At 24.9% G+C, this 17,504-nt stretch carries 29 protein-coding genes; 2 read left to right on the top strand and 27 right to left on the bottom strand.

Annotated elements, in window-relative coordinates; all coding sequences use genetic code 11:
* Positions 1 to 257: 257 nt before the first annotated feature.
* The 12 genes from nrdD (IC219_RS19050) to IC219_RS18995 all read right to left on the bottom strand — a co-directional run bounded on the left by nrdD (IC219_RS19050) (position 258) and on the right by IC219_RS18995 (position 5,787).
* On the bottom strand, positions 258 to 620 hold the full coding sequence (gene nrdD, locus IC219_RS19050) for an anaerobic ribonucleoside-triphosphate reductase (RefSeq protein WP_227831875.1): 363 nt from the start codon (positions 618 to 620) through the stop codon (positions 258 to 260).
* A gap of 296 nt (positions 621 to 916) precedes the next feature.
* Positions 917 to 1,582: an anaerobic ribonucleoside-triphosphate reductase gene (gene nrdD / locus IC219_RS19045; protein WP_227831874.1), complete on the bottom strand. Its 666-nt coding sequence runs from the start codon at positions 1,580 to 1,582 to the stop codon at positions 917 to 919.
* A 78-nt stretch (positions 1,583 to 1,660) separates the two neighbouring features.
* Positions 1,661 to 2,179: a hypothetical protein gene (locus IC219_RS19040; RefSeq protein WP_227831873.1), complete on the bottom strand. Its 519-nt coding sequence runs from the start codon at positions 2,177 to 2,179 to the stop codon at positions 1,661 to 1,663.
* A 70-nt stretch (positions 2,180 to 2,249) separates the two neighbouring features.
* Positions 2,250 to 2,663: a DNA ligase gene (locus IC219_RS19035; RefSeq protein ID WP_227831872.1), complete on the bottom strand. Its 414-nt coding sequence runs from the start codon at positions 2,661 to 2,663 to the stop codon at positions 2,250 to 2,252.
* A gap of 67 nt (positions 2,664 to 2,730) precedes the next feature.
* A complete protein-coding gene (locus IC219_RS19030; protein WP_227853394.1) occupies positions 2,731 to 3,135 on the bottom strand; it encodes a hypothetical protein in 405 nt (134 codons plus the stop codon).
* A gap of 120 nt (positions 3,136 to 3,255) precedes the next feature.
* Complete coding sequence (locus IC219_RS19025; protein WP_227853395.1) at positions 3,256 to 3,483, bottom strand: hypothetical protein; 228 nt, start codon at positions 3,481 to 3,483, stop codon at positions 3,256 to 3,258.
* A gap of 167 nt (positions 3,484 to 3,650) precedes the next feature.
* Entirely contained in the window at positions 3,651 to 3,884 is a 234-nt protein-coding gene (locus IC219_RS19020; protein ID WP_227853396.1) for a hypothetical protein, read from the bottom strand.
* Between the two features lie 23 nt (positions 3,885 to 3,907).
* Positions 3,908 to 4,081 carry a hypothetical protein gene (locus IC219_RS19015; protein WP_227853397.1) on the bottom strand — a complete coding sequence of 58 codons (174 nt, stop codon included), beginning with the start codon at positions 4,079 to 4,081 and terminating at the stop codon, positions 3,908 to 3,910.
* Positions 4,082 to 4,123: 42 nt separating this feature from the next.
* Positions 4,124 to 4,264 carry a hypothetical protein gene (locus IC219_RS19010; protein WP_227853398.1) on the bottom strand — a complete coding sequence of 47 codons (141 nt, stop codon included), beginning with the start codon at positions 4,262 to 4,264 and terminating at the stop codon, positions 4,124 to 4,126.
* Between the two features lie 7 nt (positions 4,265 to 4,271).
* Positions 4,272 to 4,649: a hypothetical protein gene (locus IC219_RS19005; RefSeq protein ID WP_227853399.1), complete on the bottom strand. Its 378-nt coding sequence runs from the start codon at positions 4,647 to 4,649 to the stop codon at positions 4,272 to 4,274.
* 59 nt (positions 4,650 to 4,708) lie between these two features.
* Positions 4,709 to 5,458 (bottom strand): phage antirepressor KilAC domain-containing protein, encoded by a 750-nt coding sequence (locus IC219_RS19000; protein WP_227853400.1) that lies wholly within the window; start codon positions 5,456 to 5,458, stop codon positions 4,709 to 4,711.
* Positions 5,459 to 5,577: 119 nt separating this feature from the next.
* Positions 5,578 to 5,787 (bottom strand): HTH domain-containing protein, encoded by a 210-nt coding sequence (locus IC219_RS18995; RefSeq protein ID WP_227853401.1) that lies wholly within the window; start codon positions 5,785 to 5,787, stop codon positions 5,578 to 5,580.
* Between the two features lie 161 nt (positions 5,788 to 5,948).
* On the opposite strand from IC219_RS18995, the gene IC219_RS18990 reads away from it, so the two are divergent.
* Positions 5,949 to 6,290, top strand: coding sequence for a helix-turn-helix domain-containing protein (locus IC219_RS18990; RefSeq protein ID WP_227853402.1), 342 nt, complete (start codon positions 5,949 to 5,951; stop codon positions 6,288 to 6,290).
* A 167-nt stretch (positions 6,291 to 6,457) separates the two neighbouring features.
* Here the strand turns inward: IC219_RS18990 and IC219_RS18985 are convergent, their stop codons facing one another.
* Entirely contained in the window at positions 6,458 to 6,613 is a 156-nt protein-coding gene (locus IC219_RS18985; RefSeq protein WP_227853403.1) for a hypothetical protein, read from the bottom strand.
* 159 nt (positions 6,614 to 6,772) lie between these two features.
* On the opposite strand from IC219_RS18985, the gene IC219_RS18980 reads away from it, so the two are divergent.
* On the top strand, positions 6,773 to 7,111 hold the full coding sequence (locus IC219_RS18980) for a helix-turn-helix domain-containing protein (RefSeq protein WP_227861666.1): 339 nt from the start codon (positions 6,773 to 6,775) through the stop codon (positions 7,109 to 7,111).
* Between the two features lie 10 nt (positions 7,112 to 7,121).
* On the opposite strand, the gene IC219_RS18975 is transcribed toward IC219_RS18980, so the two are convergent.
* The 14 genes from IC219_RS18975 to IC219_RS18910 form a co-directional block, all read right to left on the bottom strand.
* A complete protein-coding gene (locus tag IC219_RS18975) occupies positions 7,122 to 7,262 on the bottom strand; it encodes a hypothetical protein (RefSeq protein WP_227853405.1) in 141 nt (46 codons plus the stop codon).
* An 807-nt stretch (positions 7,263 to 8,069) separates the two neighbouring features.
* Positions 8,070 to 9,248 carry a hypothetical protein gene (locus IC219_RS18970; RefSeq protein ID WP_227831859.1) on the bottom strand — a complete coding sequence of 393 codons (1,179 nt, stop codon included), beginning with the start codon at positions 9,246 to 9,248 and terminating at the stop codon, positions 8,070 to 8,072.
* Between the two features lie 23 nt (positions 9,249 to 9,271).
* Complete coding sequence (locus tag IC219_RS18965) at positions 9,272 to 9,511, bottom strand: hypothetical protein (protein WP_227831858.1); 240 nt, start codon at positions 9,509 to 9,511, stop codon at positions 9,272 to 9,274.
* A gap of 75 nt (positions 9,512 to 9,586) precedes the next feature.
* On the bottom strand, positions 9,587 to 9,853 hold the full coding sequence (locus IC219_RS18960) for a helix-turn-helix domain containing protein (RefSeq protein ID WP_227831857.1): 267 nt from the start codon (positions 9,851 to 9,853) through the stop codon (positions 9,587 to 9,589).
* Between the two features lie 85 nt (positions 9,854 to 9,938).
* Positions 9,939 to 10,202, bottom strand: a complete 264-nt coding sequence (locus IC219_RS18955) for a helix-turn-helix domain containing protein (protein WP_227831856.1) — start codon at positions 10,200 to 10,202, stop codon at positions 9,939 to 9,941.
* 86 nt (positions 10,203 to 10,288) lie between these two features.
* Entirely contained in the window at positions 10,289 to 10,555 is a 267-nt protein-coding gene (locus tag IC219_RS18950) for a helix-turn-helix domain containing protein (RefSeq protein WP_227831855.1), read from the bottom strand.
* Between the two features lie 87 nt (positions 10,556 to 10,642).
* A complete protein-coding gene (locus IC219_RS18945; protein ID WP_227831854.1) occupies positions 10,643 to 10,909 on the bottom strand; it encodes a helix-turn-helix domain containing protein in 267 nt (88 codons plus the stop codon).
* 449 nt (positions 10,910 to 11,358) lie between these two features.
* The gene (locus tag IC219_RS18940; RefSeq protein ID WP_227831853.1) at positions 11,359 to 12,855 is read right to left on the bottom strand and encodes a hypothetical protein; all 1,497 of its coding nucleotides are present in this window, start codon (positions 12,853 to 12,855) and stop codon (positions 11,359 to 11,361) included.
* 7 nt (positions 12,856 to 12,862) lie between these two features.
* Positions 12,863 to 14,278 carry a zinc-ribbon domain-containing protein gene (locus tag IC219_RS18935; protein ID WP_227853406.1) on the bottom strand — a complete coding sequence of 472 codons (1,416 nt, stop codon included), beginning with the start codon at positions 14,276 to 14,278 and terminating at the stop codon, positions 12,863 to 12,865.
* Positions 14,279 to 14,514: 236 nt separating this feature from the next.
* On the bottom strand, positions 14,515 to 14,847 hold the full coding sequence (locus IC219_RS18930) for a hypothetical protein (protein ID WP_227831851.1): 333 nt from the start codon (positions 14,845 to 14,847) through the stop codon (positions 14,515 to 14,517).
* Positions 14,848 to 14,869: 22 nt separating this feature from the next.
* Positions 14,870 to 15,367 carry a helix-turn-helix domain-containing protein gene (locus IC219_RS18925; RefSeq protein WP_227831850.1) on the bottom strand — a complete coding sequence of 166 codons (498 nt, stop codon included), beginning with the start codon at positions 15,365 to 15,367 and terminating at the stop codon, positions 14,870 to 14,872.
* A gap of 13 nt (positions 15,368 to 15,380) precedes the next feature.
* On the bottom strand, positions 15,381 to 15,752 hold the full coding sequence (locus IC219_RS18920) for a helix-turn-helix transcriptional regulator (protein ID WP_227831849.1): 372 nt from the start codon (positions 15,750 to 15,752) through the stop codon (positions 15,381 to 15,383).
* 19 nt (positions 15,753 to 15,771) lie between these two features.
* On the bottom strand, positions 15,772 to 15,972 hold the full coding sequence (locus IC219_RS18915; RefSeq protein WP_227831848.1) for a hypothetical protein: 201 nt from the start codon (positions 15,970 to 15,972) through the stop codon (positions 15,772 to 15,774).
* 21 nt (positions 15,973 to 15,993) lie between these two features.
* The gene (locus IC219_RS18910; protein WP_227831847.1) at positions 15,994 to 17,439 is read right to left on the bottom strand and encodes a hypothetical protein; all 1,446 of its coding nucleotides are present in this window, start codon (positions 17,437 to 17,439) and stop codon (positions 15,994 to 15,996) included.
* Positions 17,440 to 17,504: the final 65 nt, after the last annotated feature.

Below are 17,504 nucleotides of genomic sequence, written 5' to 3'. Positions count from 1 at the left end.
TTATCATGTAGTTTTTTATCTACATCTCTGGAGGTTTCCCTCATTTTCATCGACTTGTCATTTCAAGTCCAGTCTAGCATATATTTTCATCTTCAGAACTATCTGTTAAGATGGTGGACACTCGTGGAGATATTATATTCTATTTCTAGTTTCAATCTCTATGCGTTACAGTGGTTAAAGTTCTTTAATCCTTTAACTTACCTCGGTGTTAACATCTCAGCCTTCACCGATTTTGCCCACTCACATATATTATATTTCTATAATAGTGAGGCAGTAACAAGTTTACCTCTTGAATGGATTGTATTCATATTGTGTATAAACGATTCCATCGACTGATGTACTCTCCATACTGTTCTATTTATAGCATGTTGTATATTTCTTTTTTCATTATCTAGGCTTTTTAAATCTTTAGTTATATAATCTTCTATTTCTATGTTATACAAATGAGATAAATTAACATCATCCTTTATTTCTATATTTTTTATTTCTTCTATAAATGTTTTTCTTACACTTGTAGCGTTATAAAAATCAAACGCTGGTATCGCCTGTCCTCCCATGTGTTTGTGTAACACATCGACTATATCATGTTCTTCACCTTCATGTGTTAAGAACCCTCGCACTTCAAACTGGTATCAATCTCCAGCCTTACTCTACTAAATTCTCACAATCCTTATGCGATTGATATTTTTTCGATAGTCTGTAGACAACTAAACTTCAATATATAACTAAATAAACATTGCTTTTAGTATATATTGCATATTTAAAGTTTAACTGCACAGGATTGCCTTTGATATTGGTTTCCCTGTTAGCATAGTTATTAATAGTCATTTCCTACTATTACTATACGTTAACTACACACCCTACTGATAAATAGGTTCACGAGGTTTTCTATACATATTTCTACATATAGGCACAGTTATCTATGCATTTCATTTTGTACAGTCTCTAAGCTAATACAACCTAATATACTTGATGTCTCTATTCTTTTTGCTGGTCTACTAGAGCCATGTCCAGCCCTGAAACCATGATTAAAAATCTTATCTAAGGGATGTTGAATACAAGTTAATGATTTGGTAGGGTAATAATCTTTGTCATGGATATGTATATAATTATCTATCATTGCTTCTTTTGCTTCTTCAGATAAAAGTTTATGGTCAGTAAATATTTTAGTTGCCTCGCTTGCAAATTTCATCATCATGCCTGCTGGAGTATCTGCGTTCATATTTGCATTTTCTTTAGTTATGTCATTGCTTTCAGTATTTACTATCGTCATATAATCATTATAGGTTTTTCTTTCTCTCGCTATGTTTCTTTTCTCTCTGTAAGTTATATATTCTTTTGCTACATCTTTCTTTTTACTAGCCATTAAACTAAATTCAATTATATCTTGTATATCTTCTATATGCATTTTTTCACAAGGCTTATTTTTTATTTTATTTGCTATTTCAATAGCCAACTCTTTGTCAAATACTATATTTCGACCTTTATTTTTTAATGATATAAAACTTTTCTCTATAGCATTTATTATTTTTTCTTCTTCAAACGGAACTATTCTTCCATCTCTTTTAATAACACTTATCATTAAATCACTCCTCTTATTTAAAAATTGATTTGTAATACATTAACATACTAAAATATCTAAAAATTCATATCACCTCCTTTAATTTGATTCAAACATAAAAGTTAGATTTTTATTTATTACTTTTATTATTTCAATAATATCTTTATCATTAACTATAGTACTATTTGCACTTCTTTTTTTTAGATGAGCAATTTCAATTAAAATTCCACTTCTTTGTTGAGAAATTGATATTCCTATTTCATCTATATTTCTTAAAAATTTATTACTTATACAATTGAATCCACATTCTCTTAAATATCCATCTATTTCTTTATTAATTATAACTTCATTATCTTTGTCACATATTTCTTTAAATTCTTTCATTATTCTTATTTTTTCTTTTTCTAATGCTTCAATATATTTATTTGTGTCAATTTTTTGAAAAGCTATGTCTTTTATATAGTCTTCACATTTATTTATAAACCTCTTAAATATAGCTATTTTCATCATTCCGTTTACAAATACAACTACCTCATTTCCTTCTTCTAGCTTTTTAAGCTCTGTTCTAAAAATCATTTCCTCTTCATCTACCACCGCAACTATAATTTTATCTAACATTTTACTATCCTCCTGTTTCTTATTTATATTTTTATTATACTATACATCCTATTATATCGCAATTGTTTTTTTATTTATTTTTTTCTCTAATTAAACCTGGCATAACTTTATTTACAGTTTTATAAGAAATACCTAATTTAGTTGTTTTCGTAGCTATACCAATTAGAAAGTTTTCAAGCTCCTTGTTTCTTTCTAAAAATAATTGTATTGTTTTTACATCAATATCTCTTCCAAAATTATTTTCAGATAGATAATCAATCACATCATAGATGTTATTCATTTTTTTACACTTAATATATCCTATTTTTTTGTATAGCTTTTTTTTAGATATACCAGTTTTGAAATTTGGGTCTAAAAGGAACTGTAAGCATTCAACAAACATACCATTATTTTTATTTTGCTCTAGTATATTTATTTTTTCTTTTCTACTAGATGTTTTTATTAAGCAGTTAAATATATTTTTGATTTTTAAAAGTTCTTGCATTGAAAACCTCCTTGTATCTACTAGGTAAAATCATATTAAAATACTTGTTTTAACTTAATTTTCTAATTTATACAATTTTAAAATACTTTTCAACTATTCCTTTTACTTTGCCATAAGAATGGTGTTCTGAAATAGCCTTAGTTATAGCCTTTTTTATGTACCCTCTACACATTCTTAACGAATCCATTTTAAATTTTTCCGATTCACATTTTAAATGATTAGCATATTTAGAGTTAGTTATATACAAGTCCCCAGCATCATTTAAAATGTATCTTTCTTTTATTTCGTTTCTCTTGAAGTAACCAAAGTTACCTATATTTATTTCCCTTTTATCTTCCTCATTTCTTTTATACTTATATAATTCCTCTACAAAATCTGAAAACTTATCTATAAAATTATCTTCTTCAAATTCAACAATAAAAGTATGACACGAATTATAGTATTGAGATACTATTAATGAATATTTGTACATCTTAATCCCCTTTCATGTTATCATAATTTTCAAACTTTTTTAGTTTCAATCTATATTAATAAACTCTACTAATTATAAAACCTCCTATTATAAATATCACACTAACTAAAATATTTACTTTTAATAATCTCCTCGATTAAATTCAAAATAAGTTTTTTTATTTCTGGTTTCATGGTCAAGTATTCTTAAAACATCTTCTTCAGTTAACTTTCCAGCTTTTCTCTTTTTAATAAGCCATTTTTCTAAAGCTTTACTATATTCGCTACTATATATATAGCTTGGCAAGTCATTCCATTCAAATATTGTTTTAAAAAATAAACTTAAGCCTTCTTCGACACTAATATTCATTTTTATATCCTCCTCTTGTTATTAATTATTTATACATTTCGCCACAGTTTTCACATTGATATACAATACCTATTTTTGTACTAAGTTCATACACATCTCCACCACATTCACATTTTTTTATTCTCACTGGCTTACTCTTCATTTTGAACTCTCCTTTAAGTTTTTTATTAGTTAACTGTTGTATCTAATAATCTTGAAACTTGTTTTATTTGCCAATCAACTGGCAATAAATTATTTTCCATTAATTTATATAGCATACAATTATGTTCATCTAAATCTTCCATATATCCAAGAGGACAATTTTTACAATGCTTAGATTTTGTACAAATATATTTAATAGTATTTAAAGCAACTATAGTATTTTCTATATCATCTTGTGTTAATTCTGTTTTGCAATTCATATATACCTCCTTTAAATTATTGGTTAAATACTTATAATTTCTAAATTTTTAACTGGTAATTTAATATTAATTTCACTTTCTACACCATTTTCAACTAATTCACTTGAAATTTCATATTTCAAAACATATTTGAAATCATGTCCATCAATTATAATTTTAGTTCCATTTTTACCAGTTTCAATTTTCACATCATACATTTTCTCACCTACCTTTGTTTAATCAATATTTTAAATATTCTTTTATAACTTTTCTAACATCTTGCAATTTTTCTTATCGCATTTACTGTCACAACCACATTTTTCAATTACTTTAAACCATTTTTTACATACTTTTCTTTCAGCACAAAGCTTTTTTATTAAATTAAACTGATATTCTTCCATTTAATCATTACCTCCTATTTTCAAATAAATCTCCATAGCAACTAAAAAAACCTTCTTCTCCAAATTCAAGATATCTTTCTATAAGAATATTAATATTTAACTCTGTCTTCATCATTTTTATCAATTCATTTATAAACACTAATTTAAATTTCTTGGTTTCACTATCATATATTTTATAAGACGCTATTTTTTCAAAGAATAATTCATTTTCTAATATCTTAATTACTAGTCTTATGTCTTTATGTAACAAAGCATATTCTAATCTAGTAAAAGAGTCTTTTAATGTTTTACTAGATTGTTTATTTCTTATAGCTTTAACTCTTTTACTAGTTTCAAATAAACCTTGTTTTTCATTTTTACATTCTTCAATAGCTCTTATAAACATTTAATCTTTCCTTTCATGTATTTTTTAATATTTAGTTTTCAAGGTGCAGTTCAGGCAATTTAACTTATCTTCTTAATTTTCTTTACAAATTCTATAAGCCATTTTCTGCCTATTTCAGTCCATTTTAATTGTGTGTCACATTCACTTATTTTAAAGTCTGCATATTCAGGTATCATCCACTGATACTCTCTATAGGGCTTCCAACATTTTACTCTACCATTCTTTTTAACTGGATATATTATCTTATTTGTATATAGTAGAGTATTTAATGCTTGTGCTGTCATGCCTAAATCTTTAGCAATATCTGTTGTAGTAACTAATTTTTCAGGATTTAATACTTTATCATGATAAATGGCTTTTGGCTTCATTTCTTCATTTTCTATTTGCAACTTTTCATTTTCTTTAATTCTAGCCAAAATATGCTCTAATGCCTCTTTATATGTAGTTGGTAAACTAAATTCTTCTCTTTTTACTCTAAAGTAATTATTTATTAATTCTCTTTGAACTGTCCATGCCAAATCATCTGTTAAAGATTTTACTAACATTAGATAACCACTTTCAGTTATTAAAATCCCATTTGGGGCAAATTTACTAAAACCATATAGCTCTAAGCTTGGTACGATTTTCGTACTGACCTCAAAATAATCAACATTTTCTACAAAGTATTTTTTATTATCTGAAAAATTTCTTTTAGCTGTACCTTCAGCTCTCCCATGTACAAAATCTATCTCTTTAAATGTAACTACTCTTTTACCTTTAAACTCCTTTACTTGTAATTTTTTATCATTTACTAAAATCGCATTACTCATTTAATTTCCCCCTTTATATAAATTAATTTTTTTATTTTTTAGAGTGTTTTTTTACTAATAACTAATAATTCTCAACTTACATTTTTCATTACTATCTTACTCATTTTAAATGTCTTTCTTTAATACTTCATTTTTTTTGGAATTAAAAATTTATCCGCTGGTTCATCAATTGCCATTAAAATTAATTCAAATTCATCAAAAGATAAATTTCTATTACCATCCAAAGATGATTTTAATTTTGTCATAGATATTCCAGTCACTTCAGATAGGCTTTTTTCAGATATTTTATTTGCTATTAAATACTTTTTTAATCTCCTTGAAATACCCATATAATACGCCTCCTATAACTTCAATTTTATTGGATTATTTTAATAATATTCCATTTTTATAGGAATGTCAATAAGTTTTTGAATTTTATTCCATTTTACTTGAATTTTTAATTTACAAATTCCATAATTAATGGTATATTTATATTAGGAGGTGTTGAAATATGATAAATAATCAAACTTTAGGTGATAAAATTAAATCAGCACGAAAAAACAAAGGATTAAAGCAATCTGAATTATCCAATTTACTTGGAATAAGAAACACTACTGTTAGTAGTTGGGAAAATAATTCAAGTAAACCAGACATTAATATTTTAGAGTTACTTTGTGGAATACTAGATGTTAGCCCAAATTTTTTCTTTAATACTGATAATAAGGAAAACATTACAATTAAAGAACTTGAACTTATAAGAAAATACAGATTGCTCGATAATAGAGGTAAAGATACTATTAATTCTTTAATAGATATTCAGTTATCTTCAAGTGACAATTATTTCAAAGAGTAGTTATTTCTACTCTTTGAAATAATTAAAAATATTTAAATTGTTTTATTTATCATATTTAATACCTTCACCAAAACCACCTTCAACTATATGTGTAATTATAAATTTTAAATTTATGGTTGCACTTTTTATTTGCTTGAATATTCAGTTTTCAAAGTACATATGTATATTTATCTAAATTTATTAATTAAAACATCCTCATACTCAAATGATGTTTTAATAGAACCTTTTAACTCTCCAAATTTCTGTACATCTGTTTTTTTAATCTTCAAAAACATTTTCCCTAATAATTCTAACTCTTTTTGGCTCATCTTTTTTTTATGCAAATATTATCACTCCTTTTATGTCTTTGACATTTTATATTTAAATTATATTATGTCATTAGCATACTGTCAACATCAAATATGTTTTTGACATATTTTATATCTATTTTATTGCAAAGACATATTTTATATGATAATATATTTTAAAAGGAGGTGATAATATTGAATAAAAGATTAAAAGAATTACGAAAAAAATTAAGATTAAGTCAGAAGCAAATGGGAGATAAATTATTTCTATCTCAAGATCATATTTCATCTCTAGAGACAGGTAGAAGAGATTTGACAGATAGAATAATTAACGATATATGTAAAGAATTTAACGTAAATGAAGACTGGTTAAGAGAAGGAGAAGGAGATATGTTTCAAGACCCAACTCTAGACATGGATTTCGACGATGATATTAAAGAAATGCTGAGGATGATAAGTAAATTAAGCCCTGAAGCACAGAAAAGATTATATAATGTAGCTGAAGTTTTTTTAGAAGAAGAAAACAAAAAGTAAAAAGAGGAGGTTATGCTCCCCTTTTTTTATTTCCGTATTTCTCAACTTTAGATTTATAATTTATAAACTTATCTTTATTAGTCCTTTTTAACTCCGACAGCATCTTACCTAGTTTTATTAATTTTTCTTTGTTAATTTTCTCTTCTGACATAAACTTTCCCCCTTAGAAAAATAAAGTATACCCAATAAATGCTTCCCCTTGCACTTAATTACTTACATTGTAGCATATATTCTATCTTAGTAGTTCTTCCATTTTTTACCAGTTATCGACATATTTTTTCAATTTTCAAACTATTTATTATTAATAATATCTATCTCAATTTTATATTTAATTTTATAGTATAAGATATAAAAAATAGATAGAAATATAAATAATTAAATTCTTTTCAAACATACGTTCTGGATATATGTATAAAATATATGCTGATTATTTTTTAGCACATTATTATTATAACTCTTTTTGTTCGACTTTTCAAGAACATACATTCGGTATTTTCTATCTTTTATATTATTAAAATAAATATTAATAATCTCTTTATTTATTAATAAAAATAAAAGTTTATCTTGTTTCAGAACTTAAAGACAGAACTTAAAAACAAGATTTAAAAACAAGATTTAAAAACAATAATTAGAGAACTAAAAAAAACTACATAACAAAGAAATGGCAACAAATATAAGAAAATATAAATTTTAATAATAATATGTTGTTGATGTATTATTATTTTTTTATAATAAGTTTCTTAGTAAATTGGATAATTATATATTCTTATTGGAAAATTAAGTTATTAATATGTATAAAAAACTTTCTATTGTGTATATAATTTAATTAAAATAAGCATAAAAAAATAGAGCTAATAGAGATTTTACACTCTTTATAGCTCTATTTAAGTATTTTATTATTTGAATACAAACACTAATAGGAGTAGCCAAAATTAATTTTTTTGAACTACTCCAGATATTAAATTGCTATTGCTAAACTTCCATATTTATTTATACTCTGTACAATCAAAGTTCTTATAAATGCACCAGGATTATTTATTTCACTGTAGTTTATATCATCTTCGTCTATTGTATATTTATTGAACATATAATCTAGTGCAGCCAAAACTCTATTCTCTCCATATTGAACAGCAAGACCAACTAAATCTCCTACTATAATTTCTTTTTCAAGTTCTAGCTTGGTAATTAAATCTTCTTCAAATAAGTTATATTTATCTAAATTTATCTGAGATAACACCTTGCTATAATTAGAACTTAAGGAACAACCTGTATCATCAAAGAATTTTAATATTTTGATTCTTATAGGTTCAGTATATTTCTTTGAGATGGTTTCTTTCGTCTCGTAACGCTTTGTATCAATGGTGTCATTACTTACATCAAATAAAGTTTTAGAACCTCTCAGGAAGGCTTCTGTGAGCTTGTTAGATTTCAGTATGTAAGGAGGAAGTACTGATATAAGATTATCTTTTTTAAATCGTATTTTTTTACCCAGCTTACTTCCTTTAGCATCAGCCCAAAGTAATTTCTTTATTTCAAGTTTTAATTCATTTACATTTTCAAAACTTAATAGATGATTTAATGTATCTAAAGACATAGTTATGTAACCTTTTCCACCATCTTCTTTTTTAAGATGATTTTTATATTCTCCATCAATAACTATATCAAATTTACCTCTTTTAACTTCTGTAGAATAAACTAATCCAACTTGCAATAACATATTATGATTATGTCTAGCTGTTACAACTGAAAAATTACATATATCAGCTATACTTGCAAATGACACTGATTTTCTAACATAGTTTTTATTAGATACTATGAAGTGGTATGCTAAGTATTGCTTTATAGCACTTTTACTTAAAGCTATACGTCTATTTTCATTAGTTACAATCTCTATTATACCGATTTCTGTTTCTTTTTCTGTAACATAAGAAAATTCTGCTATAGATTTTAATTTAGGACAATCTAAACAGAATTCATTTAACTTGTTAGTATCAAAAGAAGGATTATTTTTTATTGCACAAGAATTACAAGCAGAACTATCTATTTTTTCTACTTTTTTTGTAGATGTCTTGAAAATATCTAAGATATCTTTTAGTTTTGATTTTGATATTCTAGCAACTGGCTTTAATTCTTGCATATTATAATCCTCCCTTCTTAACTTTAAGTAAATTTAATTCCTTCTATAAGTCCGATTTTATAGCTCTGGAACATTTCTAATTGTTTTAATTCTATTTGCAACTCATCAAACTGAACTAAAAGTTCCTGTTGATCCTCATGTAAAATATTATTCAAGCAGTTATATATATTGTCAATTCTACTTTCTAAAGCTGTTATATCATCATTTATTATTCTGACACTTAAGCAATCTGTAAAATATTCTCTTATTGAATTTTCCAACATTTAAAATCACTCCTATATAATTTCTATAAGGATATTATAACGTACACTAGTTCAAAAAGTAAGTAATTAAACTTGTTAATAGTTTTTCCTTTTTATTTTTATAATTGTATTTTTGCTGCATCTATACTTTGTCTCTGCCTCTTTTAAACTCATTCCATTATCTAAGTCTTCTTTTATACTTTTTATATCAGCATCTGTAAATTTTTTAGGTCTTTTCCCCTGAGAAACTACATAATACTGTTTATCTTCTAAATCAATGTATCTAACTTTAGAGTCATTTAATTTATCAACATCTTCAAAATCAACTAATACTACTCTTTTGTCATTATATTTAATACTCATAATTATCTCCTTAGTATTAAAGTTGTTATAATATTCTTACAGGAGTATTATAACATGCAATTGTCCATAAAGCAATAAAAGGACACTAGTAAGTATTTTGTTTTATATTTCCTATAACTGTTTTACCACAATTCCATTTTTCAGCACATTTTCTTAAGCTCATACCATTATCCAAATCTTTTTTTATTTCCTTTACTTCTTCATCTGTAAATCTTTTATTTTTTCTACCCTGATGTACTACATAATAGTTTCCATCTAAACTTATGAAGTTTATACCATATTTTTCTAATTTTTCTTTATCATTCTCACTTACTAAAAACACTTTTTCATCATTATATTTAATACTCATAATTCACTCCTTGGTATTAAAGGTTGTTATAATATTCCTATGGATTCATTATATAATTTATGTAGAGTATTGTAAATACCTCTACACTAATAAGTATCTTTTTTTATTTGCATTATTAAATGGGTATTACAATTCCATTTTTCAGCACACTTCCTTATACTTAATCCATCATCTAAGTCTTTTTTTATTTGTCTCACTTCATCATCTGTAAACTTTTTAGGTCTTTTACCTTGAGAAACTACATAATACTGCTTATCTTCTAAATCAATGTATTCAATTTTAAAGTTATCTAATTTATCAATATTTTTAAAGTCAACTAATACAACTCTCTTAGCGTTATATTTAATACTCATAATTTTCTCCTTGAAAATAAAGATTGTTATAACATTCTTATGAATTTATTATAACATCGGAGTAGGTTAATGTAAATAAAACCCACACTAGTATTCATTATTTTTTATTCTCATAATTAATTTAGTATCTGTGTTCCATTTTTCAGCACATTTTCTTATACTTAATCCGTTATCTAAATCTTCCTTTATTTGTTTTACTTGTTCATTGTTAAATCGTTTCCTTTTTCTACCCTGCTGAACAACATAATAATTACCCTTTTCTAATGTTTCATATTTAATTTTAGACTCATTTAGTTTATCTATATCTTCAATTTCAACAATAACAACAATTTTATCTTTATATTTAATACTCATATTTTAATAACTCCTTATATAAAGAATTCTATTTAACTAAGTTTGTACCGACATTCTTTTAAAAGTACGGAGCTAACGACTCCATTTTTAAGGACAGAGTAAACATATTTTTTTCTTTTCCTCCAAATTAATATTTAGATGAATAATCCATTTTATTAAGTTTATATTAACCTTTTTTAGATATTTTTAAAAGTACGGAGCTAACGACGCCATTTTGTGTATAGATAAGTGTTTTCAAGAGGTGTGAAAAAGTACGGCTTGAACGACGCCATTTTATATAGAATGGTATTTGCAGTTGTTTCAGCTATGTATGTAAAATATGAAAAAATTTATCGACAAAATTTTTAAACGAGAAATAGCCATTTTCTTTAAAAGTACGGCTTGAACGACGCCATTTTATATTTTGAAAAAGACTATTTCTTTAAAAGTACGGCTTGAACGACGCCATTTTATGTATTTAAGTAATCAGGCAGAGATAAAATAGTATTATTTAATAAATGTTTTCTTTTTTCGACATCTTCATAAAACCAAATTTCAAAATATCCTGTGCATTTTTTATAATCTTTTATTATAAACTGGTTATTTAAAATCTCTTTTAAGCCATTTTCTACAATTTGCATGTTTTCTTTTGTTTTATTACTTTTGAAATGTACGTATTTTTTTAGTTTATCTAGTCCAAAAATATAACTCTTATCCTTTATGTCTACGCCTTTAAACACCTCGTAGCTTCTTATACCTTCAAGCAAATAAGCTAGATTTTTTGATTGAGGAAGTTTTAATTTTTTTAATTCATGTTTATACATTATCTCTGTATTAACAGTGTCTATTTCGTTAATAAAAGCTTTCTGCGTCTTTATGATCCTTCTTCCAGCTTCATCAAACTCAGAGTCTACTCTCGAGAATAAAACAAATCTGGATTTGGAAATAGTTTTTCCAGTTTCATCTTTTTTTTCAGTGTAGAAAGTGTACTGTGGAAGTTTAAGAAATTTGTCTTCGATTCTGTCATAATTGGATTGTGCATCTGTAAGACCTAGATAATCTAGTATATCTTTTGTATAAAAAGTATTAAAAGATAGGGGACTATAAGTATAAGCATATCTAATTATTTCTAAATCCTGACTATCAAGTTCTATTTGCTTTTCATTATCCAATTCAAATTTCAGATATCTAGTGTCATTTTCATTTTTATCTTCTAAAGAAAATTCATAAAAAAATACAAGGCTTTCACCATCATCATTAGTTCCACATGTTTTAGAGATATAATTGTTATCTTTTTTCTCAATTAATAACTCTTTTGATTTTTTACCTCTAGTTTGAGGTATAAAAAGTCCTGGTGCAAGCTGAACAGGACTTTTTACCACAACCTTATTTATATCAAATTGATATTCTATCATTAATATTTCTGTTATACATAAAATTAAATCATATTCAAAAGCATTGTTGATCTTTTTATCACTTAGTTCTTTTAAATAAGGATAGTCTGTTACATTATAAAGAATATTGGAAGACCATTCGTCTAAAAATATTCTTCTTTTTTCAATTAAGTCATCTGGACAAGATATACCATCAACAATTAATTTTCCATTTTCAATAAATTCATTTTTCACAGACAAGAATTCTTTTTTTAATAATGTATTTTGTTTCTTTTCAAGTGATTCTAAAGTAGTGTTGGCCCATCTTTTTTTTAACTTTAATACATTTTTTCTATATCTTTCTCTAAGCCTCTTAGCCTTTTCATAAACCTCTAATTCTTCGATTTTTTCTGATATGGCAGAATAAATAAAATCCTCAAATAATAATTGTATATCTTCATTAGATAGATCTGTTTTTATCTTCATTACTTGAAAAAATCTACTTGTTATTTTCTTGAATTTTTCTCTATCATAAATCGCATGTATAATTAAGTCTATTTTACTTAAATTTATATTAGCATTTTCTTTTTTCATCACAAAATTACTCCTCTTTGGCATATTTTTGCTTATAGATAATTTTAGCATTATCTGGTCTTATTTTATATCCTAATTTACCCTTTAGTTTTTTTAAATTTTCTATTGTCAATTTCAAACCATTTTCTTCTGCCAACTTCATTTGATGCATAAATCCAGAATAATACACACTGTTAATTGAAAGTTTTACTTCATCTGTTACATACATTTTATTAATTGCTCTATTTAAAATTGAAAACCTTCTAACTAAAGTTGAGTAAGGCATAGTATTTGTTCCATTATCGTTTGTAGTAGATGGCTTTGTTTTTATTAAATATTCAGATTCCATATTGAAATCATAGTATAAATTTGTGCTATTTTTAGAATCTTCATCTAAAAATTGGGCATAACTTCTTTGTTTAAAAGTACCTTTTGCATATCTTTTCAATGTCTCATCCATACGAATTATTCTATCTTTAAGTTTTATTGTATTGTTTTCAAAATCTAAATCATTCTTTTTAATACATCTTAAATCTTCGGCATTTTTACCTAATATGCCACAGAAAATTGCATATAATATGAATTTATCCTGATAATTAATTAATTCATAGCATAAATTAATTAACTCTTCTTTTTTTAAGTATTCATAATTACTAACTTTTAAATTTTCTACTTTTAAACTTCTAAATGTAACTTCATGCCCTAGCAGCTCAAATATATACTCTAATGTATTTACGAATGTCATCATTGTACTATATTTTTTTTCACTTGCGTAAATATTTGTGTATTCTAATATATCAGATATAGTAAAAGATGCAATATAGTTATCTTTCTTTTTTGTAAGTTTATTACTATCTTTTAAGTATTTAAATAAATGCAAGTATCTTGTTTTAAGATGGTATTTATAGATATCATCCACTTTCTTATCATCAATTATTTTATTAAATGAGTCAGCATTTAAAATATTGTACTTATTTACTATTTTTTTATCTTCATGCTCTTCCATATGTTTGTCTATAAATTTTGTATTTACTATTTTACTTATTCTCTTCTCAAAGATTTCTCCACATACAGGGCATTCAAACTTATAAAATTTATTTGAACTAGGAGCAACTTCATTCATTTTTACGTCATTTTGCTTACTCCAATATTTTTTTAATTCAGGAAACTTACTTTCAAAAGATGTTTTTTTATCAACCTTATGTACTTTTTTATGTTTACATTCAGGGCATCTACTATTATTTTTAGTAAAATTACTACATCTGACTTCGTAATCTTCATGTTTTTTATTTTCAGTACATTTAATCCAAACTTTTATAGTGGATGAAGATGAAGAAATATCATATGGACTTATTTCATTCTTGTCACTCCAATATTTTTCTATAAAGTTTTTATCAGTATTTTCAATGTGGTATTCAGCAAAGCTTTTTCCTTTTTTAGCCATTAATTCACCGCTTTTCTATAAAGGTATTGTATATATATTATACAATAATTATATAAAATTATACATAAAAATATAAAATTATATTTCAAAATAAAAAAATAACCCCTTTCGGAGTTATTTATATAATAATTTATTTTTTTAAAATGGTTATTTTAATATCTTTTATATTAAAAAACTGTATTTCAACAATACAGTTTTTTAAGCTTTATAATTTTTTAAAGTAAATTCAATTACGTTTAATATTCTACTTCTGTTAGTTTATCATTATCTTTTAGATATTGCTCAATACCTTCCTCAACCTTGCCTCTAAGTTCTGATAATTCATCACAAAATTGGTCACATTCGTTAGGATGTTCCAAGTCTAAAACCTCATTATATTCTTTTGTGAAAATCTCATGGTTGTATGGAATATATATTGTATATTCTATATTTCCCTTAAATCTAAAATCTTGACTCATTTTCATATCTACCTTTAAATTATTAACTCTAATTGTACACTCTTCTATATCATTTATTTTAAATCTAAAATCGGGTATGTAATGCCATTCTTCTTTAAAATATTTTCCCATATAAATAACTCCTTTTTATTTATTATTTTAATTTTACTATATCTTTGATAAACGAAGTTTGTAGTTTTTGTAATTCTTTCATTTGCTGTAAGGCATAATTTTGAAATTCTGGTGTAAGTTGTGTAAACAAGTCTATCATTTCAATATATTTTTCATTTATCTTAATCTCTTTTTTATTCAATTTATCTTTTGAGATTGAAATATTTGTAAGTAAAAGAATTGTATTAAGTAGTTTACTATCTACTTCTTTAAGCTTATTTTCTATTTGTTTGATTTTATCCTTTTCAGAAAACTCTACAAAGACTTCCCCACTTCCGGTTTCTAGCCATTCTTTATTAACATTATATATGTCACAAATATCTGATTTAACACGCTCAGTTAAACCTACTTTGCCCGTTTCAATATTTCCATAATTCGAGCGGCTTATTTTTAATGATGTAGACATTTGTTCTTGTGTGAGTTTTAAAATCTTTCTTAATTCTATTAAATTTAATCTCGCAGTTGAATCCTCATTAGACATATTAATATCACCCCTATATTGTCCTTTTTACAATCTCATTTAAAGATGCTATGTATGTAGCATCTAATTTAGAAAGGTTTATTACTAACTCTTTTAAATTTTCATCTTTTGAACTAGCTATCTTATAGAATACTTCTTCTAAAGTTGAATAAATATCTTCTGTAGATATGTATATTTCACCTTCGCCAGTCAATATCCATTCTTTATTGACATTGAAAATTTCACACATATGAGTAATAAATACTGTTTTAACTTCTACTCTATTATTTTCTATATTACTTATAACATCTCTACTTACACCAAGTTTTTCTCCGAACTCTTGTTGAGATACATTATGTTCTTTTCTTATTTGTTTTATTCTTTTATTTATCTTTATATCATACATTAGCATCACCTTCTACTATTTAAATTAAACCTTTTACAATCTCATTTAAATTATTTATATGTTTATCATCTAACTTAGAAATATTTATAACTAATTCCTTTAAATTTTCATTTTCAGACATAGTTATATCAGCGAAAACCCCACCTAAAATAGTATCTTTATCAGAATCTTTTAACACTTGTGTTGATTTAATTTCACTTATTATCTCTTTCCCAGACATTGTAACTTCCCCCTTTTAATATTAAATGCTAATAGCACTTTTTATATCTTCTATTACTCTATCTACATTTATATTATTTATGTATCTAAGTTTATTTTCTTCATTTAAATTCTCTATAATTTTGCAGTACATAGCATGTCCTATAAAATTAGTGTTTATAAATACATACTCATAACTATCTAATATACTTACATTAAAATTAATTGTATCTGCTGGTATAAATTCAAAGTTAGTTAATTTTTCTTTCATTTTTAAAATCCAATTTGGATGTCCACCAAAAACTATCGCTTTTATGTTTTTCAAATCTATACTTTCATCAGTTGAAATATTTTCACTTAGTTTCTGTTGTTTGCTAAACATAAAATTTCTTAATTGAACCAATTCTTCTTTAGATGTAAGTTGTGCTTTGATTTCATTTTCTAATCTAAGTTTATCTTTTTGCAACAATTCTAGTTCTGATTTTAATTTTTCATTTTCTTCCTTCAATAATGAATTTTCTTTTTTAATACTATCCAATTTAATGTCTTTTTCTTCTATAGATTCTTTTAATTCTTCATCAAAATTATTAAAGAAAAATTGTTTCGCTTTTTTATATTCTCTCGCCAAATATCTTATGTCTATAGCTGGAATTAAAAATCTAAATAAATCCTCATAATTGATGCTATTTTCATCTTCTATATCTTTTTGTAAATTACAATAACATAAAATTAATTCTTGTATTTGTTTAGATTTGAATATGTCTCTTCCTACAATTGAAATTAAACTTAGTTCTTCCAAGTCATATATATAATCAAATCCTAAAAGTTTTCTGTCTAAATCCGTTAAAGCATCTAAATTAAAAGTTCCTATACTTCCATCAATTCCAAATGTATAAGAACTTGGAATATATTCTTTTAAATATGCAGATTTTAATCTTAACTCTATCTTACTAATGAGTTTTTGTTCATCTTTACTTAGTCTATCTATAGAGAGAACTTTTTCATGTTTATAATTTTCATTCCTTAGAATCAAACTTCTAATTACTCTTATATATATTTCATCTAATTCATCAACTTTCTTCTCTAAAACTCCACATAAAGAAATTGCAACCAACATATTACCATTTAATTCATCTTCTGAAAAACTTTCAATTTTATTTTTTAACATAAGTTTTCTTAAAAAAGTACTTGCTTTAAATGTTTGGATAGAAATAATATAATTGTAAGCAATTGTATAACCAGTCTTAAATATGTTTGTTATTTTCTTTTCATCTCTTTCTAATAGAATACCTAAAGATTTTTTAAAATAATATTCTTGAATTATACTTCCTTCACTTGCTATCCTTAAATTATAAAAAATATTTTCTTTAGCCAAATTTGAATATTTTAATTTATTTTCATTATAATATTTATCTATAAGTTTATAGCATTTTTTATTTATTGACAAAGATTCAGCTAAAAATGGTACTATATTTAATTCTTCTTTCATTAAAAAACCTCGCTTATCAATTAAAATTAAAAGATATTAAATTTATATCTTTTAATTTTAATTAT

Source organism: Clostridioides sp. ES-W-0018-02 (assembly GCF_020658175.1).
Taxonomy (GTDB): Bacteria; Bacillota; Clostridia; order Peptostreptococcales; family Peptostreptococcaceae; genus Clostridioides.
Note: the sequence above shows the minus strand (reverse complement) of the source record. Positions and strands in the feature narration are given on the sequence as shown.